This window comes from Methylorubrum podarium (genome assembly GCF_040270385.1).
Lineage (GTDB): Bacteria > Pseudomonadota > Alphaproteobacteria > Rhizobiales > Beijerinckiaceae > Methylobacterium > Methylobacterium podarium.
On the sequence record NZ_JBELQE010000105.1, the window covers coordinates 1 to 19,762 of the forward strand.

The 19,762-nt window shown below is 70.3% G+C and carries 21 protein-coding genes; 11 read left to right on the forward strand and 10 right to left on the reverse strand.

Annotated elements, in window-relative coordinates:
- The 3 genes from ABS772_RS20505 to oxlT (ABS772_RS20515) all read right to left on the reverse strand — a co-directional run.
- Positions 1–647 (reverse strand): thiamine pyrophosphate-binding protein (locus tag ABS772_RS20505; protein WP_350396590.1); only part of this gene is annotated, 647 nt, incomplete at its 3' end.
- A 475-nt stretch (positions 648–1,122) separates the two neighbouring features.
- Positions 1,123–2,448: an oxalate/formate MFS antiporter gene (oxlT, locus tag ABS772_RS20510; RefSeq protein ID WP_238254718.1), complete on the reverse strand. Its 1,326-nt coding sequence runs from the start codon at positions 2,446–2,448 to the stop codon at positions 1,123–1,125.
- Positions 2,449–2,719: 271 nt separating this feature from the next.
- Positions 2,720–4,018: an oxalate/formate MFS antiporter gene (gene oxlT, locus ABS772_RS20515; RefSeq protein ID WP_350396591.1), complete on the reverse strand. Its 1,299-nt coding sequence runs from the start codon at positions 4,016–4,018 to the stop codon at positions 2,720–2,722.
- A 433-nt stretch (positions 4,019–4,451) separates the two neighbouring features.
- Here oxlT (ABS772_RS20515) and ABS772_RS20520 point away from each other — a divergent pair, with 433 nt between their 5' ends.
- From ABS772_RS20520 to ABS772_RS20535, 4 genes are all read left to right on the forward strand, one after another.
- A complete protein-coding gene (locus ABS772_RS20520) occupies positions 4,452–4,904 on the forward strand; it encodes a CBS domain-containing protein (RefSeq protein ID WP_238253712.1) in 453 nt (150 codons plus the stop codon).
- 165 nt (positions 4,905–5,069) lie between these two features.
- The gene (locus ABS772_RS20525) at positions 5,070–5,351 is read left to right on the forward strand and encodes a hypothetical protein (protein WP_238253721.1); all 282 of its coding nucleotides are present in this window, start codon (positions 5,070–5,072) and stop codon (positions 5,349–5,351) included.
- Positions 5,352–5,387: 36 nt separating this feature from the next.
- Positions 5,388–7,244 carry a hypothetical protein gene (locus tag ABS772_RS20530; protein ID WP_350396592.1) on the forward strand — a complete coding sequence of 619 codons (1,857 nt, stop codon included), beginning with the start codon at positions 5,388–5,390 and terminating at the stop codon, positions 7,242–7,244.
- Positions 7,245–7,456: 212 nt separating this feature from the next.
- Complete coding sequence (locus tag ABS772_RS20535; RefSeq protein ID WP_350396593.1) at positions 7,457–7,624, forward strand: hypothetical protein; 168 nt, start codon at positions 7,457–7,459, stop codon at positions 7,622–7,624.
- Between the two features lie 293 nt (positions 7,625–7,917).
- On the opposite strand, the gene frc is transcribed toward ABS772_RS20535, so the two are convergent.
- Positions 7,918–9,195, reverse strand: coding sequence for a formyl-CoA transferase (gene frc / locus ABS772_RS20540; RefSeq protein ID WP_350396594.1), 1,278 nt, complete (start codon positions 9,193–9,195; stop codon positions 7,918–7,920).
- 383 nt (positions 9,196–9,578) lie between these two features.
- On the opposite strand from frc, the gene ABS772_RS20545 reads away from it, so the two are divergent.
- The 6 genes from ABS772_RS20545 to ABS772_RS20570 all read left to right on the forward strand — a co-directional run bounded on the left by ABS772_RS20545 (position 9,579) and on the right by ABS772_RS20570 (position 14,562).
- Entirely contained in the window at positions 9,579–10,262 is a 684-nt protein-coding gene (locus ABS772_RS20545) for a GntR family transcriptional regulator (protein ID WP_238253739.1), read from the forward strand.
- Positions 10,263–10,437: 175 nt separating this feature from the next.
- Entirely contained in the window at positions 10,438–10,755 is a 318-nt protein-coding gene (locus tag ABS772_RS20550; protein ID WP_350396595.1) for a type II toxin-antitoxin system RelE/ParE family toxin, read from the forward strand.
- Positions 10,756–10,759: 4 nt separating this feature from the next.
- A complete protein-coding gene (locus ABS772_RS20555; RefSeq protein WP_350396596.1) occupies positions 10,760–11,041 on the forward strand; it encodes a helix-turn-helix domain-containing protein in 282 nt (93 codons plus the stop codon).
- A gap of 197 nt (positions 11,042–11,238) precedes the next feature.
- Entirely contained in the window at positions 11,239–12,333 is a 1,095-nt protein-coding gene (locus tag ABS772_RS20560) for a glycosyltransferase family 4 protein (RefSeq protein ID WP_350396597.1), read from the forward strand.
- Positions 12,334–12,367: 34 nt separating this feature from the next.
- On the forward strand, positions 12,368–13,456 hold the full coding sequence (locus ABS772_RS20565; RefSeq protein ID WP_350396668.1) for a glycosyltransferase: 1,089 nt from the start codon (positions 12,368–12,370) through the stop codon (positions 13,454–13,456).
- A gap of 56 nt (positions 13,457–13,512) precedes the next feature.
- Positions 13,513–14,562: a glycosyltransferase gene (locus tag ABS772_RS20570; protein WP_350396598.1), complete on the forward strand. Its 1,050-nt coding sequence runs from the start codon at positions 13,513–13,515 to the stop codon at positions 14,560–14,562.
- Positions 14,563–14,616: 54 nt separating this feature from the next.
- Here ABS772_RS20570 and ABS772_RS20575 read toward each other — a convergent pair whose 3' ends face one another.
- The 6 genes from ABS772_RS20575 to ABS772_RS20600 all read right to left on the reverse strand — a co-directional run bounded on the left by ABS772_RS20575 (position 14,617) and on the right by ABS772_RS20600 (position 18,454).
- Positions 14,617–14,925, reverse strand: coding sequence for a hypothetical protein (locus tag ABS772_RS20575; protein WP_350396599.1), 309 nt, complete (start codon positions 14,923–14,925; stop codon positions 14,617–14,619).
- A 59-nt stretch (positions 14,926–14,984) separates the two neighbouring features.
- Complete coding sequence (locus tag ABS772_RS20580; RefSeq protein ID WP_350396601.1) at positions 14,985–15,212, reverse strand: hypothetical protein; 228 nt, start codon at positions 15,210–15,212, stop codon at positions 14,985–14,987.
- Positions 15,213–15,395, reverse strand: a complete 183-nt coding sequence (locus ABS772_RS20585; protein ID WP_238253748.1) for a hypothetical protein — start codon at positions 15,393–15,395, stop codon at positions 15,213–15,215.
- Positions 15,396–15,742: 347 nt separating this feature from the next.
- Positions 15,743–16,606, reverse strand: coding sequence for a glycosyltransferase family 2 protein (locus ABS772_RS20590; protein WP_350396602.1), 864 nt, complete (start codon positions 16,604–16,606; stop codon positions 15,743–15,745).
- A gap of 244 nt (positions 16,607–16,850) precedes the next feature.
- On the reverse strand, positions 16,851–17,588 hold the full coding sequence (locus ABS772_RS20595) for a PIG-L deacetylase family protein (protein WP_350396603.1): 738 nt from the start codon (positions 17,586–17,588) through the stop codon (positions 16,851–16,853).
- A gap of 119 nt (positions 17,589–17,707) precedes the next feature.
- Positions 17,708–18,454, reverse strand: coding sequence for a helix-turn-helix transcriptional regulator (locus ABS772_RS20600; protein WP_350396604.1), 747 nt, complete (start codon positions 18,452–18,454; stop codon positions 17,708–17,710).
- A 101-nt stretch (positions 18,455–18,555) separates the two neighbouring features.
- On the opposite strand from ABS772_RS20600, the gene ABS772_RS20605 reads away from it, so the two are divergent.
- Positions 18,556–19,752: an MFS transporter gene (locus ABS772_RS20605; protein WP_350396605.1), complete on the forward strand. Its 1,197-nt coding sequence runs from the start codon at positions 18,556–18,558 to the stop codon at positions 19,750–19,752.
- The last annotated feature ends 10 nt before the right edge of the window (positions 19,753–19,762 follow it).

A 19,762-nucleotide genomic window follows, 5' to 3' on the forward strand; every position in this document is an offset into this window, starting at 1 on the left:
ATATGTGTATAACAGACTGGGGCCGGGGCCGGGTCGATCACCTTGACCAGCGACTTCGCGCCGACGCTCGCGTCGATGACCTGCGAGAACAGCTTGGCGGGCAGATCGAGATAGACGCCGCCGGGACGGCCGGAGACCGCGGCGCGGATCGCGCGGGCCACGCCGATGCCGATATCGGCGGCGTGCAGCACGCGGAAGGCGGCCTTGCACAGCGGCTTGGCGATGGCGAGCTGGTCCATCTCCTCGTAGTCGCCCTGCTGCAGGTCGACGATCTCGCGCTCGGAGGAGCCGGAGATCAGGATCATCGGGAAGCAGTTGGTGGTGGCGTTCGCCAGCGCGGTCAGGCCGTTGAGGAAGCCCGGCGCGGAGACCGTGAGGCAGATGCCCGGCTTCTTGGTGAGGAAGCCGGCGATCGCGGCGGCGTTGCCCGCGTTCTGCTCGTGGCGGAAGGAGATGACGCGCAGGCCCTCGGCCTGGGCGAGGCGGCCGAGATCGGTGATCGGGATGCCGGGGACGTTGTAGATCGTCTCGATGCCGTTGAGCTTGAGCGCATCGATGACGAGGTGGAAGCCGTCGGTCAGCTCCGCTTCCTCGTGGGGCATGGCGCCCGCGGTGATCGCGTCGATGTTCTGGGCCTGGACGGTCATGCGGCGTTCTCCCTCGTGATGCGGATGGTTCTTGGCCGGCGCGGAACCCGATGGCGTCGGGCCGGGCTCGTTTCGCGTCTCTTGCAGCGCCAAGCTCGGCGCGCGGACCGTTCGATGGACGGCGGGTCTCGTTGCGACCGGGCTGGCATACCAAATACCAAATGGCCGGTCAAACGAAACAGACGCCTTCGGACACGTACGCCTTCGGCGCCTGGAAATCGGGCCGTGGACAGGACGGGCGCGCGGGACGCGAGCTCTTCCGAAGCGGGGAATGCGGCCGATTCGCCCCCATCTATATCCGATCGGGCCCGGCATGGCTCCGGAGCGCGATCCGACCTCGGCTCGGGCCTTGCGCTGACGCGCGCGCCCTGAATGCAAAGACGCGCGCCGGGCGTCATCCGCCGGGCGCGCGTCGCGTCGATCGGGGGCCGGAGCGGCCGGGGTCCGACCCCGGCCCGCGGCCCGGTGGATCGCCTCAGGCGAGCTTGACCGTCTGCGCCTCGGCCGCCTCGGCGATCTCCGCCTCCGCCGCGAGGTAGCGCCGCCGCATCGGCTTCAGCACGAAGACCGCGATCGCGGCGGCCACGATGTTCAGACCGATGATGAGGCCGAACACCGCCGACCAGCCGTAATGCGCCGACAGCACGCTGGCGAGGGGGACGAGGAAGGCCGCCGTGCCCTTGGCGGTGTAGAGCAGGCCGGCGTTGCTGGCCGCGTACTTCGAGCCGAAGGTGTCGCCGCAGGTCGCCGGGAACAGCGAGTAGATCTCGCCGAACACCCCGAAATACATCGCCGTGCACAGCACGAAGACGATCGGGTTGCGCCCGTAGCCGAGCAGCAGGATGCAGGCGGTCGCGGCGATGGTGAAGGCGATGAACATCGTGTTCTCGCGGCCGATGTTGTCGGACACCCAGCCGAAGAACGGCCGGCCGAACCCGTCGAAGATGCGGTCGAGCGAGATCGCCAGGGTGAGCGCGGCCATCTGCAGGCCGAACAGGTTCATCGTCACGCCCGCGACCTTGAAGTCGTGGGCGATCGGGGCGATCTGCGCCGCCGCCATCAGGCCGCCGGAGGCGACCATCACGAACATCGCGTACATCGTCCAGAAGACGGGCGTGCGCACCGCTTCCTTCGGGCTGCGGTCGATCTTGGTCTGGGGCAGGCGCAGGTTCTTGCGCTTGATCGCCACCGCGACCGACGGCTTGCGCAGCAGGAAGGACAGGAGGAGCACGACGGCGCCCTGGCCGAGGCCGAACACGAGGAAGGCCTTCTGGTAGCCGCTCGCCGCGATCATGTTGGCGATCGGGATCACGGTGATCGCCGCCCCGGCGCCGAAGCCGGCCGCGGTCGCACCCGCCGCGAGGCCGCGCCGGTCGGGAAACCACTTCAGGGCGTTGCCGACGCAGGTGCCGTAGACCGAACCCGCGCCGATGCCGCCGATCACCGCCGCGGTGTAGAGCAGGAAGAGCGATTCGGCGTAGGCGTTGAGCGTCCAGGACAGGGCGATCATGAGGCCGCCGAAGCCGACGACGAGGCTCGGGCCGTAGCGGTCGACGAACCACGTCTCGACCGGCACGAGCCAGGTCTCGGTGGCGACGAAGATCGTGAAGGCGAACTGGATCGCCGTGCGTCCCCATTGGTGCTGCGCGTCGATCGGATCGACGAACAGGGTCCAGCCGTACTGGAGGTTGGCGATCATCGCCATGCAGAGCACGCCGAAGGCCAGTTGCCACCACTTGGCGGACGGCGCGTCCGAAGGCGCCGCTGGATGCGCGTGCTGCTCTGCCGGTTGGTAGACCATCCGGTGTCTCCTCAAAACGTTTCCGGTGCTCCCCTGGCGCGGCATCAAGCATGATGATGCCAGGCATACAATATACCAGGGGGACGAAGATCGAGCGGGAAGGCTGCGGCACCCCGGCACACCCACGGGGGGCGCCAGTTCGGCGCGCCCCGTTCGATCGGTTGCAGGAGGTCCGCTGTGAGAACGCGTCGGCGCGCACCGGGCGGTCTGGCCCGGTGCGCGTCGAGGGTCGTGGGTGAGCCGGAGCGGACGAGCCGTCCGGAGGCGGCGCTCAGTGCACCGCTGCGGCGGTCTTCGGCTTGGCTTCCAGGGCGGTCTGCTCGCGCGTGTAGGCCTGCCGCATCGGCTTGAGGACGAAGATCGCCATCAGAGCCGCGAGGATGTTGAGCGCGGCCGCCGCCAGGAACACCGCGTGCCAGCTTCCCGTCATCGTGGTGAGGATGCTGGTATAGGGCACGATCAGCGCCGCCGTTCCCTTGGCGGTGTAGAGCAGGCCCGCATTGGTGGCGGCATACTTGGAACCGAAGGTGTCGCCGCAGGTCGCCGGGAACAGCGAGTAGATCTCGCCCCAGGCGAAGAACACGAGACCGGTCAGGATCACGAACATGATCGGGTCCTGGCCGAACTGGCTCAGCATGTAGATGCCCACGCCCTCGATGCCGAAGGAGAGGAACATCGTGTTCTCGCGGCCGATATGGTCGGAGATCCAGCCGAAGAGCGGACGCGTGACGCCGTTGAGCACCCGGTCGATGGTGGCGGCGAAGGTCAGTGCCGGCAGGGTGATGCCGAACAGGCTGACCGGCACGTCGGCGATGTGGAAGTCCTTGGCGATGGGGCCGAGCTGGGCGGTCGCCATCAGGCCGCCGGCGGCCATCATCACGAACATCGCGTACATCACCCAGAAGATCGGGGTGCGCACCATCTCGCCCGGGCTGAAGTCGCGCTTGCTCTGGCTGACGCGGGCGATCTCGGGCACCTGACCCTTCTTCGGCGCCACCAGGAACAGGGCCATCAGCATCACGACCAGGCCCTGGCCGAGGCCGAACCAGAGGAAGGCCGACTCGTAGCCGTAATGGTGGATCACCGCCTGGATCGGCACCACGGTGAGCGCCGAGCCCGCGCCGAAGCCCATCGCGGTGAGGCCGGCGGCGAGGCCGCGCCGGTCAGGGAACCACTTGAGCGAGTTGCCGACGCAGGTGCCGTAGACCGCGCCCGCGCCGGTTCCGCCGATCACGGCGCCGACATAGAGCAGGGTCAGCGAGTCGGCATAGGCGTTGATCACCCAGGCCAGGCCGCACATCAGGCCGCCGGCGAGCGTCACGACCCGCGGGCCGTACTTGTCGACGAACCAGCCCTCGATCGGAACCAGCCAGGTCTCGGTGACGACGAAGAGTGTGAAGGCGACTTGGATCGCGGCGCGGTCCCAGCCGTGCCGCTCCTGGATCGGGTTGACGAAGAACGTCCACCCGTACTGCATGTTGGCGATCATGCACATGCAGATGATGCCGAACAGCAACTGCAGCCAGCGGTTCGTTGGTGGTCTTACATCGGTGGTTGAGGGATGGGTCATGGACGTATCTCCAGTGTACGCTCGATTTTCCGAGCTTTTTGGTCAGTTTTAGTCCGACTATATTTTTATGAAACGAACGTATTATCGGTTGGCATAGGTCGAGAACGCCGACAAAAGGTCAGCGCCGCAATGATTTAACTGAAACCTTGCAATGTTCCGGTTGACACCTCCGCCGACTGGCTTTGCCGAATCCTGGACGATGTGCGTGCGCGATCGAGGGCCGGGCGGTTGATCGGAGCCGGGTGGAAAGCGGATCCTGACGCGGATCGGGCCGCTCGAATTTCCGGCGTGAAGGCCCGGTGGCTCGATCCTGCCGACGGGTCCGGGCACGGCGGCACCATAATTCAAAACGCAGGATTGACAATAGGTATGTTGTATACCAGCCTGCGGTCCAAGGCGGCCCCATCGAGAGGCACGCCGTTGGAGAAGCGCCGTGTTCGGAACGATGCGCCGTGCGCCGGACGCCGCGGGCGTCCGCACCATCCACAGGGACCGGTCGGTGGCCGAGGCGGCGCAGCTCCTGGCCCAACCGGGAGCCGGCGCGCTCGTCGTCGTCGAGGGCGAATCCGACGAGACCGTGACGGGCCTCCTCACGCAACGCGACATCTTCCGCGCCGTGGCGACCGAGGGTCCCGAGGTCTACAACCGCAGCGTCTGGCTCATCACCGATCACGACTTTCCGGCCGTCGATATCGGGGCCTCGGCGCAGGAGCGCCTGAAAACCTTCTGCGAGCGGAGGGTCGATCACATCGCCCTGATGGAATCCTGCCGCATCAGCGCGATCCTGAGCATCTGGGATTGTGCCGGCCAGGATATCGGCCAAGGTATCGGTCAGGACGGCCAGGCGCGGGCGGCGACGAACCCGTCGCCATCATCGCATACGTGAAGGCGCACGGCCCCTCCTGCGCGCGATCATCACCCGCGCACGACGTGTCGAGGCCATGGACCGCATCCGACGGAGCGGACAGACTGCACCGGGCGTTGTGCAAAAATTGAACCGGAACCGGCCGGACGACATCTCCGAGAAAAGGCGCCCGCCATGGAAACCCCAATGAAACACCTGACCGTCGTCGAATGCCCGGTCGTCTTCCCCGGCGAGAACGAATTCGGTGCGTCGAGCGTCGACATGCTGCCGCGCCTCGGCATCGCCGGCGGCCTCGAGAGCCGCCACATCCGGGTTCTCGACGAGCGCGTCATCGCCGTCTGCATCTGGCGCAGCTCGTTCTGCGCCAAGCTGTTCTTCGACGCGGCGTGGCATGAGCGGGCGGCGGCCGTCTGGGGCGACGCCTACCAGATCCGGTTCGAGGCGATCGAGAACGCCTCCGCGGCCTGACCGGACCGCGCGATCGAAGCAGGGAGGGCCCGCGCGATGGACAAAGCCGCGCCGCCCCCCGCCGACGACCCCTCCAGCGAAGCGCCCGCGGATGCGGCGGGCGCGCCGCCCTTCCATGCCTGGGATCCGGGCCTCGAACCCGGCCTGCCGCGGGCGATGCGCCCGCTCGCGACGGTGTTCCGGCCCGAGAACGTCTCCTTAAGCTTCCCCGACATCCTCGAACTGTCCGACCTGAGCGGTCTGAACGCGACCCAACTCGCCCCCTTCCGCGCCGAGCGCCTCGTCGTCCACGAGGTGCTGATCCGGGTGATGGCGGACATCTCGGTTCCCGTGGGCGAGGTCTACGCCGATCTCGGGCTGAACTTCCGGCGGATCGTCTCGACCCTCCTGGACGAGGGCGTGGCGCACCGCCTCGACGCGGTCGCGGCGGAACTCGAGGCCGTCCGCGCCGAGGCCGACGCGGTCCTCGACCGCGAACTGTCGGCCCTCCTCGACGAGACGCCCGCGCCCGCCCCCGAGCTGGCCTCCGGCTGGACGCGCTGGCTCGCCCGCCTCGGCGCGCGCGAGCCGCCCTCCCCCCGTATCGCCCCTGGTGCCGGCGACAGCCAAGCCGGCCTCCTCGCCCGGCTCGACGCGCGCTGCGCCGCCGCCGACGAGGCGGACACCCTGGAGAGCGCCGCCCGCGAGGCCCTGCGCACCGTGTTCGGCCACGTCATCGCCCGCCAGGGCATGCTGATCCGCGACCGCGCGCTGCTGCGGCGGCTCGCCGGGATCCTCGTCACCAACCGCTGCGGCAGCGACCGGATCGGCGCGCTGATCGCGCCGTGGATCGAGGCGGTCGCCGAGGCCCAGGGCTACCATCGCCCGGCGCCGCAGGCAGAGCCGGTGGTGATGACCGTCAAGGGCGCCTCGGCCTCGGGCAAGAGCACGATCCGGCCGTACCAGCGCGGCCTCGCCGGGCGGATCGGCGCCGCGTGGCAGGACTTCGCCGTCATCACCCCCGATGTCTGGCGCAAGTTCCTGCTCGACTACGACAGCCTCGGTCCGGCCCGCCGCTACGCCGGCCCGCTGACCGGCCACGAGGTCGAGATCGTCGACGCCAAGCTCGACCGCTACATCACCCGCAAGGCCGCGAATGGCCGCCTCTCGCACCTGTTGATCGACCGCTTCCGCTTCGACAGCTTCTCGACGGAGGCCGGCAGCGACGGCGCCGGCCAGCTCCTGACCCGGTTCGGCCATCGCGTCTACCTGCAGTTCATGGTCACGCCGCCCGAGGAAACCGTGGAGCGGGCCTGGAAGCGGGGCGAAGAGTTCGGCCGCTACAAGGCGGTCGAGGATCTGCTCGCGCACAATGTCGAGGCCTTCACCGGCATGCCGCGGCTCTTCTTCAACTGGGCCCTGCGCCGGGATCGGCCGGTCTTCTACGAATTCCTCGACAACAGCGTGCCCCAGGGCGCGCGCCCGCTCACCATCGCCTTCGGCACCAACGACACGATGACCATCCTCGACGCGAAGGCGCTGCTGGCGATCGAGCGCTACCGGCGCATCGACATCCGCGCCCGCAGGGCGGCGGACGTCTATCGCGGCGTCCCCGACGCGCCGGAGGCGGAGGCGGGTTTCCTGCGGGAGGTGCTGCGGCGCCTGTCGGTCGTGCGCTTCGCGGATCGGGCGACGGGCCGGGTCTTCGCGCGCTTCGAGCGGGGTCGCCTGCTCGGCCTGGACCCGGACGGGCTCGCCGCCGCGCTCACCGATGCCGCGACGGCGCGGGCGCTGGCGGCGGCGGGTCTGCCGCAACGGACCGACGACGTGCCGTCGCTCGACGAAGGGCTTTGCCCGACCGAGACATCGACGCTCGGCGCCTGGGGTCGGGAGACCGATCAACCGGCCTCCTGAACGCCCGTCTTCTCGCAGTGCGACATCTGCTGGTAGCCGTCAGGTCGCCCCCCACAGCGGAAGTTGCGCGGTCATTCCGGGCAGACTAGCATACAGGAATCGGCCGCGTGCACGTCACGCATGCCCGTATCTGGTATTTTGTACTTCTTATTCCAAAAAGGCAGAGCTACCCCTTTCGCACCGCACCATAGCCCGCACCGTCGGAGACCATCATGCTCGCTACTTGGCTCGCCGCGCTCCTCTTCTTCGTCGCCCTGCAGGCTCTGCTCGTCGTCAAGCTCGCCGACCGTCTGACCGTTTCGGGCAGTGGTCATGACGGTCAGGCGGACCGCGGCACCGAGACCAAACAGACCGCCGACCGCTACGCCCGCGCGGCCTGACCGACGCCCGAGGGACCAAGCGGAGCGAGGCCCGCGGAGGCCGACCGGGCGAGGGTCATGCGGTCCTGTGCGGAGGAGCCGAGGCACGCCTCCGCGGGCGGCATCGTGGCGAGGAAGGCCTGCGGCTCGGCCTCGGAGATATACCCGAACGCGCCTCCACCAGATCGGCCAAGGAATTGTCCGGAGCATGGTCGGTCATCGCCGTCTCCTCCGGATCGTTTGGGTCTTCGGCATGGCGGGGCGCAGGCGATCAGGTCTCGACCGGCCCGCGATCGGACGAAGGACCCCGCCGGCTACTCCGCGGCGATGCGGTGGACGCCGCCGACGGCTCCCGAGCCCAGAATGTCCCCGATCTCGGCATCGGTGCAGCCCAGCACCTCGCGCAGGATCTCGTCGGTGTGCTCGCCGAGCAGCGGCGCGCGGGTCACCTCGGTCGGGCTCGCCGACAGCTTGATCGGGTTGCCGACGGTCAGGTAGCTGCCGCGGGTCGGGTGCTCGACCTCGACCACCGTGCCGTTCGCCCGCAGCATCGGATCCTCGGCGATCTCCTTCATCGACAGGATCGGTCCGCACGGGATCTCGTAGGCGTTGAGGATCTCCATCGCCTCGAACTTGTCGTGCTTCATCGTCCAGGCTTCGATCCGCGTGAAGATCTCGTTGAGATGCGGAAGCCGCGCCTTCGGCGTGGCGTAGGCCGGATCGGTCTTCCAGTCCGGCTCGCCGATGATGTCGCAGATCGCGCCCCAGACCGCGCCCTGCGTGATGAAGTAGATGTAGGCGTTGGGGTCCTGCTCCCAGCCCTTGCACTTGAGGATGCGGCCGGGCTGGCCGCCGCCGGAATCGTTGCCCGCCCGCGGCACCGCCTCGCCGAAGGGCACGCCCTCGCCGTACTGGCTGTACTCCATCAGCGGACCGTGGCCGAGGCGCTGCTGGTCGCGCAGCTTCACCCGGCAGAGATTGAGCACCCCGTCCTGCATGGCGCAGTCGACCCGCTGCCCCTGCCCCGTCTGGGTGCGCTGGTAGAGCGCGGTGACGATGCCGAGCGCGAGGTGCAGGCCGGTGCCGGAATCGCCGATCTGCGCGCCCGAGACCATCGGCACCCCGTCGCGCCAGCCGGTGGTGGAGGCCGCGCCGCCGACGCACTGGGCGACGTTCTCGTAGACCTTGCAATCCTGGTAGCGGCCGGGGCCGAAACCCTTGACCGAGGCCAGGATCAGACCCGGATTGGCGGCCTGGAGCCGCTCCCAGGTCAGTCCCATGCGGTCGAGCGCGCCGGGGGCGAAGTTCTCGACCATCACGTCGCACTCGGCGATCAGCCGCCAGAGGATCGCGTTGCCCTTGGGGTTCTTGGCGTCGAGCGTGATCGAGCGCTTGTTGTGGTTCAGCATCGTGAAGTAGAGGCTGTCCACGCCGGGAAGGTCCTGCAACTGCTGGCGCGTCGCGTCGCCCGTGCCCGGCCGCTCGACCTTGATCACGTCGGCGCCGAACCAAGCGAGCAGTTGCGTGCAGGTCGGCCCCGACTGAACGTGGGTGAAGTCGAGGATCCGAACGCCGTCGAGCGCCTTGCCCATCGCAGGTCTCCTCCCCAGGAGAGTGGCCTATTGTTCGCGCGCCCGTCGGCCGATGGCGTCGGCCGGAGCACATCGTCGAGAAGCCGTGCCGGCTTCGGAGCACCGCGCGCGCTCGGGCCATCCGAGGAAAGCTGCCCTGCGCCCAGCGAATGCTGACGGTCTCGACTTCAAGGTTTCTTTCTGGCATACCAGATGCCAGACGTCAACATTTGCGGGTCCCCGGGTCGTTGGCCGCACGGGCTCGTGAGGAAAATCCGGAGGCATAAGCCGGGCGCATGGGTGCGGCCGGCTTGTCTTCCCAGAGGCGAGGCGCCATGCTCGTACGGCTCGATGCCCCATCTCCGGGCCCGCATCCTCATCGGCATCAAGGTCGGTCCGACGCGATGGAAAATCTCTCGATCAAGCCGATCGTTCCGGCGACGAGCCTGCGGACCCTCGCCTACGAGGCGCTGAAATCCGCCATCACCAACATGGACATCTACGGCCAGTCCGGGGATGTCCGCTTAGATGAGCGCGGCCTGTCGCAGACGCTCGGCGTGAGCCGCACGCCGATCCGCGAGGCGCTGACGGTGCTGGAGCAGGAAGGCTTCGTGCGCAACGAGCCCCGGCGCGGCGTGTTCGTCGTCAAGAAGACGAGGCGCGAGATCGTCGGCATGATCCAGGCCTGGGCCGCGCTGGAGAGCATGGCGGCGCGTCTCGCCTGCACCGCCGCCTCGGACGACGATCTGGCCTGCCTGCGCCGCACCTTCCCCGAGTTCTTCGACGGCAAGCCCTACGAGCATCTCGACGAGTACTCGGAAGCCAATATCCGCTTCCACCAGAAGATCATCTCGCTGGGGCACAGCGAGGTGATCAAGGACCTGACCAGCAACCTGCTCATGCACGTGCGCGGCATCCGCAGCACGGCGCTCCGCGAGGGCGACCGCGCCTCGACGTCGATCGCGGAGCACGTGCAGATCATCGAGGCGCTGGAGGCCCGCGACGCGGAGCGCGCGGAACGTCTCGTGCGCGACCACGGCCTGGGATTGGCCGACCACGTCCAGCGCTACGGCGACCATCTCGACTGATATCCTCCGCGCCGCTTCTTCGACGCGACACGAGGCGGGCAGCCGTCGCGGTATTGAATCGCTTCATCTCTGACGGCTCACTCTGACGTGGCGTCTCACCCGCTCCGTCGGGTGAGCCATTTTGCGATCGATGTATTGCCTTGCTCCTGTGTATCGATTTTGATACAAGGCGCCTGTGAAACCGATAGCCTTCCTCGGCGACAGCCTCGACCGGCTGCGCGACTTTCCGGACAGTGCACGATCGGAAGCTGGTTACCAGCTCAGTGAGATTCAGAAGGGCAACGAGCCGGACGACTGGAAGCCGATGAAGGCGGTCGGTCCCGGCGTTCGAGAGATCAGGATCAGAGACGAGGCCGGGGCCTTTCGGGTCATCTATCTGGCGACGCTGCCGAACGCGGTGCTGGTCCTCCATGCCTTTCAGAAGAAGACGCGGGCCACGCCGCAACGGGATATCGATCTGGCGGCAAGCCGTTTGCGCGCCTGGAAAGGGTGATGCGATGGAAGTCCAGATGTTCGACGACGTGTTCGATGCGTTGGCCGATACCCCGGCCGAGGCCGCGAACATGAAGGCGCGGTCCGAGCTGCTCTCGGCCCTCAAGGCACGCATCCGATCGTGGGAGCTGCCGCAAGAGGCGGCCGCGAGCCGGCTCGGCATCACCCGTCCGCGCCTCAACGACCTGCTTCAGGGCAAGATGGCGAAGTTCTCGCTCGACGCGCTGGTAAACCTCGCCACGGCCGCCGGGCTGACCGTGCGGATTCAGATCGCGGACGCCGCCTGAACCGGCTCCGCTCTTCCGCACCGATCGGTCATGATTCAGCACTCGTCGCCGCCTGCGTCACTTTTATTCCTCCTCCACTTCGTTTCCTGAAGGGTTCGTTCATCGGGCGTTCCTAGAGCACCGGCGATGGTGCGGTCAGAAGCCTGGCCATTGGACTTCCCCAAGGTCCTTCACGCCGCCGACGTCGGACAACGCCCTTGAAGATCGCCGTCATCGCTCATCTCAAGTTCCCGATCGCGCAGCCCTATCTGGGCGGCCTCGAGATGCACACGCATCACTTGGCCGGCGCGCTGCGGGCGCGGGGCCACCGGGTCACGCTGTTCGCCTCCGAAGGCTCCGACCCGGCGCTGGTGCCCCATCCCGTCTGCCCGCCCACCGGCGACGCGCTGGGCGACCCGGTGGCCTGCGAACGGATCGAGCGGGCCGAACTCGCGGCCTACGAGCGCATCATGGAGGCGGTCGCCCGCGGCGGCTTCGACCTCGTGCACAACAACAGCTTGCACGATTTTCCGCTGCGCGCGAGCAACACGCTCGCCGTGCCGATGACGACGGCGCTCCACACCCCGCCCTTCGAATCGCTGGCCGACGGCGTGCGCGCGGCCAAGCCCGGCATGATCTTCGCCGCCGTCTCGCCCTCGCTGGCGCAGGAATGGCGCGACCTCGTGCCGGACGCCCGCATCATCGGCAACGGCATCGACCTCTCGACCTTCGCCTTCAGCCCCGAGGCCGACCCGGCCGACTACGTGTTCTGGAGCGGGCGGATCGTGCCGGAGAAGGGCACGCATCTGGCCATCGACGCCGCCCGCCGCGCGGGTGTGCGTCTGCGCTTTGCCGGCCCGAAGCCGAACCCGCGCTACTGGGACGAGTGGATCGCCCCGCGGCTCGGGGACGGCGTCGCCTATGCCGGCCATCTCTCCCATCGCGAGCTGGCGCGCCAGCTCGGCGGCGCCCGGGCGGCCATCGTCTCGCCGCGCTGGGAGGAGCCGTTCGGCCTCGTCGTCGCCGAGGCGCTGGCCTGCGGCACGCCGGTCGCCGCCTTCGGCCGCGGCGCGATCCCCGACATCGTCGATCGCTTCTCCGGCGCGCTCGCGCCCGCCGACGACGTGGCGGCCCTGGCCCGGGCGATCGAGCGCGCCGTCACCCTCGACCGCCGCGCCTGCCGCCGCCGGGCCGAGACGCTCTTCGACGCGCAGGTGATGACCGACGGCTACGAGGAGCTCTACCGCGAGGTGCTGGCCGGAGCTCCGGCCAACCGCTCCCGCGCCGCCGTCCTCGAGCGCCCGGCGGCCTGACGCCATGTCGCCTGACGCCATGTCGCCCGGCGCCATGCCCGCGCTGCCCGGTCCGGCCGTCGTCTGCATCCCGGCCCGCAACGAGGCCGAGCGCCTGCCGCGCCTGCTGCGGGCCCTGGCCGCGCAGGACGGGTTCTCGGCGGCCGCGCCCCTGAAGGTCGTGGTCGTCGTCAACAACTGCACCGACGGCACGGTCGAGGCGGTGCGCGCCCTCGAAGGCGCGGGCGCGCTCGATACCCTCTCCCTGCGCCTGATCGAGGCGACCTTTCCCGCGGCGGAAGCCCATGTCGGCACCGCCCGGCGCCGCGCCCTCGACGCGGGCGCCGACTGGCTGGAGAGCGAGGGGGCGCCCGCGGGCGCGCTGCTCACCACCGATGCCGATGCGCGGCTCGCCCCCGGCTGGGTCGCGGCGAACCTGCGCGCCCTGGAGCGGGCCGAGATCGTCGGCGGCCGTCTCGTGATCGACGACGAGGGCGCTGCCGATTCTTCGCTCGCCGCCTTCCACGCACGGGTCGAGCGCTACTGGTCCGGCGTGCGCGCGCTGGAGGATGCCCTCGATCCACCGCCCCACGACCCGGCCCCGCGCCACGGCGACCATACGGGGGGCAGCCTCGCGCTCCGGGCCTCGCTCTACCGCGCGGTGGGCGGCCTGCCGGCCCTGCCCCGCGGCGAGGACAACGCCCTGGTCGGCGCCGTGCAGCGGGCGGGCGGGCGCCTGCGCCACTGCCCCGACGTGTCGGTGCTCGTCTCCGCCCGAACCGCCGGGCGGGCCGAGGGCGGCATGGCGACCGAGATGCTGCGCCGCGCCCGCGTCGTGCGCGAGGGCGAGGCCTACCGCCTGCCGGTGGCGGCCCACTGGGAACGGATCATCCTGCGCCGGGCCGCCCTGCGCCGCGCCTACCGCGAGGGCGATGCGCCGGCTGCCCTGCTCGGGCTCGGGCTCGACGCGGATGACCTGGCCGCCATCGATTGCGCGGCCTGCCCCAACGACATCGCCTTCGTGGAGCGCGCCCATGCGCGCCTGGAGGCGCGGGACGGCCCGGCCGCCGAATGCGGCCTCGACGAGGCGGTCGCGGCGCTCGATGCGCGCGTCGCGGCCCTGCGGCGCGACCGGGCGGCCTGAGATCTGCTTGCCGTCGCGGCGGTCACCGCCTCGCACCGCACTGTTTCGGAGCCCGCATGACGCGTCCGGTCGGCTACTACGTCCACCATCAGGGCGCCGGGCACCTTCAGCGGGCGATCGCGCTCGCGCGGGCGCTCGACGCGCTGGGGCGGCGCTGCACGCTGATGGGCAGCTTTTCCGGCCTCGACATTGCGGGCGCGCCCGGCCCCGTCCTCGACCTGCCCGACGACCGCCTGGACCGGAGCTTCGACGGGCAGGACGGCGCCGACCAGCGCCCCGAATGCTTCCACTACGTGCCGCTGAACCATCCGGGCATCCGCGCGCGAATGGGCCGGATCGCCGCCTGGGCGGCCGAGCACGACCCGGCGCTGATCATCGTCGACGTCTCGGCGGAGGTGGCGCTGCTCGCCCGGCTGCTCTCGGTGCCGAGTCTCGTCGTGCGCCTGTCCGGCACCCGCACCGACCGGCCGCACCTGGAGGCGTTCCGGGCCGCCTCGCGCCTGCTCGCTCCCTTCCCCGAAGCGCTCGACGGCGGCGACGTGCCGGCCTGGATCCGCGAGAAGACACTCTACGGCGGCTTCCTCGGGGGAGCCCCCGTGAAGCTGGCGCCCGAGGAGGATGGGCGCATCGTCGTGGTCTTCGGCCGCGGCGGCGAGGGCGGGCGGATCGAGGCGCTGATCGCGGCCGCCGCGGCGGTGCCGGACCGCGCGTGGCACGTGCTCGGTCCGGTCACCGGCACGGGATCGCCACCGGACAACTTGAACCTGCACGGCTGGGTCACGGATGTCCGCCCGCACCTCGTCCCCGCCTCCCTCGTCGTGGGCGGGGCGGGGGACGGGCTCGTCACCGCGGTGGCGGCCCTCGGCAAGCGCTTCCTGTGCCTGCCCGAGCCGCGCGCCTACGACGAGCAGGGCGCCAAGGCGGACGCGCTGGAGCGGCTCGGCGCGGCCGTCGTGCACCGCGCGTGGCCGGAGGCGGCGGCGTGGCCTAAGCTCGTCGCCGACGGCCTCACCCTCGATCCGGGCATCGTCCGGCGCCTCGCCGAGCCCGACGCGCTCGCGCGCACGGCGGCGGCGATCGACGCCCTCTGTCGGGATGCCGGCTGACCGACGTTCGGCCGGCATCCGTTCGTCGCGATCCTGTTCGAAGGAGCAGGCCGGTCAGCGCTTCGGAGACGAACTCGGATCGCTGATGCGGCGCAGGTTCTCCGGCGGGGTCTCCGCCTCGGTGGCCTCCACCGACTCGATGCTCCCGCCGGCGATCGAGTCGCGCCGGTCGAAGCCGGAGGCCGTGCGCGCCACCTGCGCCTCCCAGCCCGGGTCCTCCTGCAGGGCCCGCTGGAGGTCGGCGGGACGGGCGACGTCGAGGGGGCTGTCCTGCCCGAAATCCTGGCCGTTGCGGTCGGCGTGGGCGTTGAAGTCGCGCAGGGAATCGTGCTCGGAAGCGGGCTTGCTGCGGCGCTCGTCCATGTCTCTTCTCCTGTGGCGGAGGGAAAAGGTCCGCTCGATGTCGGTCGGGCGCGAAGGCCTCAGTGCGAGCGGTCGGTGCGGTCGGGGGCGTTGCCCTTGCCGCTGTGGGCGTGGTGCGCGTCGCGCTCACCGCCGCCTCCGGACACGCCGGACTTCGACGCATTGGTCGGGCTGCCGGGGGTCGGCCCGTGATCGGGCTCGACGGAGGGCTTCGACCGGTCCTGATGGCTGCTGCCCGGCCCGCCGTGATGACGGTCGGTGTTGGGATGCTTCGCGGACGTGCTCATTCAGCGATCCTGCTGGTGGCCCTGATGGGTGGTGTTGACCTTCGCGTTGCCGGTTTGGCCGATCTTGTCGGGATCCTTCGTCTGCGAGGAGGCCTGTCCCTGAGCAGCGGCGGTCTCGGGCGCGCTGCCGGGGCCCTTGTCGGAGCGGTTGGCCGGCGGAACGGGTGGGGGCTTGGTGCTCATCGAGAGTCCGGGGTTCGCAAGTCGGAGACGATCCTTGAAGAACCGACCGCGCCTCGAAGAGTTCGGATCGATGGACGAAACTTTTCAGCTAAGGTTCGTGTCCTCGCACTGCGCCGCAGGAAATGGCTTAGGCATCATCGATGCGTCTTGCGCTCGCATTTGACGCGGAAATGCTTTGCCGAGAGGATGAATTTGCTTGGCCGGAGCGCTTTTTTTCGGAAGCTCTGCTCCTCCAATACGACAGTCGCTTGATCGCTTCGGTCTTTCCGCCGTCGTTGTGAGGCGGAGCCGAAGCGATGGAGAAGTCACGTCGCCCGGTCGCCGATGACGCTCCGGCTCGGCCCCGCTCAGAACGGCCGCTCCGCCGGGACCCGGGCGGCGGCGATTTCCTCGGGGCTCGGGCCGCGCAGGAGGGTGATGTCGGGCTCGCGATCCGCGCCGATCAGGCCGAGCCGGGCGAAGGCGTCGAGCCAGCCCTCCATCGGCCAGAGCCCGTGCCGGGCGCGGAAGCGGCGGGCGTTGCGGACGATGTCGGCGAAGTGCTGCAGCGGCGGGTCGCAGGAGAGGTGGTGCTGGTGGAAGGCGGGCGGCGCGCCCGCCAGCAGCACCGGCACGCCGATCTCGGCGGCGCGGAAGGCGAGATCGGTGTCCTCGGCGCCGTAGCCGTCATAGCCCTCGTCGAAACCGCCGAGCCGGTCGTAGGTCGTCGCCCGCACCGCGAAGGCGAGCGACCAGAACAGGCCGGGATTCTCGGTCTTCCTCACGCCGCTGTCCGGAAAATCCCGGGCCGGGTGGAGAAGGCCGGCCCGCAGGAGGTCGGCCTCCTGCCAGCCGTCGCGGACGGCGCCGGCGGGCAGGTAGCGGATCGGGCCGCAGACCAGGGCGTCGTGCGCCGCCGCCGCGGCGGCGAGCGCCGGAACGAGGCCCATGGAGGGAATGCAATCGACGTCGAGGAAGACGAGGATGTCGCCGGAGGCCGCCGCCCGGCCGGCGTTGCGCGCAGCGGCGAGCGGCAGGCCCGCGCTCGGGAAGGCGACCCGCCGCAGCGGGAACGGCGTCTCCGGCAGCGGCTCGGGAGCGGGCCCCATCTCGACCACGACGCATTCCGCCGGGCATCGGGCGGCGTCAGGATTGCGGGCGAGCCCCTCGATCAGGCGCGCGAGATGGGCGTCGCGCCCCTTGTTGAGCGTGACGACGCTGATGGTGCTCACGGGGATCTCGGTCCGGGCCAAACGTTACGGGCGGGACCGTCCTGCCAGCCTCAACCTGAAACGCGGATGAAGGGGATCATACGACATCCGATTGATCACCTCGGGTTTTCCCCACGCCGTCATCACGAGGCGAAGCCGAAGTGATCCAGGGCGCGACATCTCTGGAAAGGTCGTGCCCTGGATTGCCACGGCTTCGCCTCGCAATGACGAAAGGAGAGACCGAAGCAAGCAAACGGAGGGCGTATCAGTCGAGCGTGATGTACCATTCGTGCGGGCCGCAGAGCCGGTCGATCATCGCCGGCTCCAGCTGGAAACCGGACGGGTCGTCCTCGATCAGGCCCGACACCTGAGAGGCGTGGGCCTCGACCGCCCGGCGCTTGGCCGCGCGCTCGCCCTCCACGGCGAGGCGAAACCCCTCCGGGGACGGCCCGACCTCGCGCTCGGCCGGCAGGGTCCAGCCCCAGACCGGGTAGGCATAGGCGGCGAGGCCGGGGAGCCGGGCGCGGGCGAGATCGACGATGGCCGCCGACGCCGTGTGATCGCAGTGGGGATCGTGCCGCCACGTCACGAACAGGGCGCTCGCCCTGCCCTTCCGGGCGATCTCGGCGATCCGGTCCGCCGCCGCCTCGGCCTCCGCGCCCTCGCTCGGCACGCCGCCATCGGGCAGGCGCAGGAAGTGGATGTGCTCGAGGCCGAGCCCGAGTTCGGCCATCGCCGCCACGGTCTCCGCCTCGCGCAAGCTCCGCAGGCGGTCGTGCGGGTAGGCCTTGGAGTTCGGGTGCGAGCCGCAGCCGTCGCTGACGATGACGACGCGCACGGCGCGGCCCTGCTTCAGCGCCTGCGCGATCAGCCCGCCGCAGCCGAGGCTCTCGTCGTCGGGATGCGGCGCGACCACGACGAGGCCGCCCCCGTCCGGCACGAGGGTCGCGAGATCGGCGACGGGAAGGGCCTTCACGGCCTCGAGGAAAGCGTCGGCGCGCATGGCTCCTCCTGGGTTCGAGGCGCGGTCGGGCTCGAAAGCCGAACGCGCGGGAGACCGCTACCGATCCGGCCTCGCCGGAGCAACCGGCGAACGGCGCTCGTGTCGGCACGCCCTCCGTGTCACGGCTCCGGGAGCAGGGCCTCCGTCCGGCCGCGCAGGGCCTGGATGCTGCGGTAGCCGACCGAGGCCGCCACTTGCCGCGGCGCCACGCCGTCGGCCGCGAGCGCGAGCGCCCGCACGACCCTGGCGCGCGCCCGCCACTGCCCGAAGGTGAGGCCGGTCTCGCGGCGGAACCCGCGCGTCAGGGTGCGGCGGCTGAGGCCGGCGCGGTCGGCCCAGGCGTCGAGGTCGAAGCTGGTGGCGGGGGCTTCGATGAGGCCGAGGCAGATCCGGCGCAGGCGCGCGTCGCTCGGCAGGGGCAGGGTCAGCTTGGTCTCCGGCGCCCGCCGGATCTCTTCGAGCACCAGGGCCGCGAGGTGGCCGCCGCGCCCGGCCTCGTCGTAGAGCACGGGCTCCCGCGTCAGGGCGGCGATCGCGGCGGCGAGCAGGGGCGAGACCTCGATGACGCGGGCGCGGGCGGGAAAGCCGGCGATCGCCTCGACCGCGAGGTAGGCCGAGCACATTGCGACCGCGCCGTGCATCGCCACCGCGTGGGGCAGGCGCGGCGGGATCCAGAGGGCGTGGCCCTCCGGCACGACCCAGGTCCCGTCCTCGGCGGTCGCCATCATCAGTCCGGCGGTGGCGTAGAGCAGCTGCGCCCGCGGGTGGAAGTGCCGCTCCGTACGGCTGTCCGCGGCGAAGGTCTTGGGCATCACCGCGACCGCGCGGGGGATGTCCTGATAATCCTCGGCCCGGATCGAACGCATGGATCTGTTCCGCCCATTTTGGCCCGATCGCGTACACCTTCGGCCCGACGGCGTGCAACGGGTCAGATAGGGAGAGGGCAGGTTTACGGAGAGGCCGCCCGATGGACGCCGAGACCCTGTCCCGCCGCACTCTGCGCTTCGTCAACGTGGCGCACGCCCTCGACCATTTCGTGCTCCTGATCTACCCGACCGCGGTCATCGCCATCGCGGCGCAGACGGGCCTGAGCTACGGCGAGCTGATCGGGCTGGCGACCGGCGCCTTCGTCGCCTTCGGGCTGTGCTCGCTGCCGATGGGCTGGCTCGCCGACCGGTTCGGCCGGCGCAACCTCCTGGCGGTCTTCTTCTTCGGCTACGGCCTGTCCTGCCTCGGCGTGGCGAGTGCCGCGAGCCCGACCGCCTTCGCGGTCTGGCTCTGCGTGCTGGGACTCGCCTCGGCGATCTACCATCCCGTGGGCTCGACCATGCTGGTCACCCATGCCCGCCGCCTCGGCCGCGACCTCGGCGTGAACGGGGTCTGGGGCAATGCCGGCGCGGCCACCGCCTCCGGCGTCACGGCCTTGCTCGCGGCCGGCCTCGGCTGGCAGGCGGCCTTCATCGTGCCGGGCCTGTTCTGCCTCGCCGTCGGCGTCGCCTTCCTCGCGCTGGTGCCCGGCGACGGCGAGGGCGCGGGTGGCAGGACCGGGGGCGCCCCGCTGATCCCCGTGGCGCGGCCGCTTCCCCTCCTCGTCGTGTTCGCCTTCGCCATCATCGCCGGGGGCATGACCTTCAACATCACCACCATCGCCCTGCCGAAGGTGGTGGACGAGCGCGTCGGCGCGGCGCTTCCGCTCGCTCTGATCGGATCGGTGGCGACGCTCGTCTTCGCCTTCGGCGCCCTGACCCAGCTGGCGATGGGGCGACTGATCGACCGCTACAGCCTGCCGACCCTGTTCCTGGCACTCTCGATCCTGCAGCCGCTCGGCCTCGGGCTCGCGGCGGTGAGCACGGGCCTGCCGCTGCTCGTCGGCCTCGTGCTGACGATGGCGGCGCTCTACGGGCAGGTCGTCATCAACGACGCGATGGTGGCCCGCTACGTGCCGGCCGCCTACCGGGCCAGGGCCTACAGCGTGCGCTACTTCCTCGGCTTCACCGTCAGCGGCTTCGTGGTGCCGATGATCGCCGTCCTGCACGACCGCGGCGGCTTCGGGCTGGTGCTCGGGATCGCGGCCGCCTTCGGCGCCGTCATCGTCGCCGCGGCCTTCGGCTTCTTCGTGCTCACCCGCGGGCCGGCCGCGCGCCCGCTGGTTCCCGCGGAGTAGCGGGCGCCGG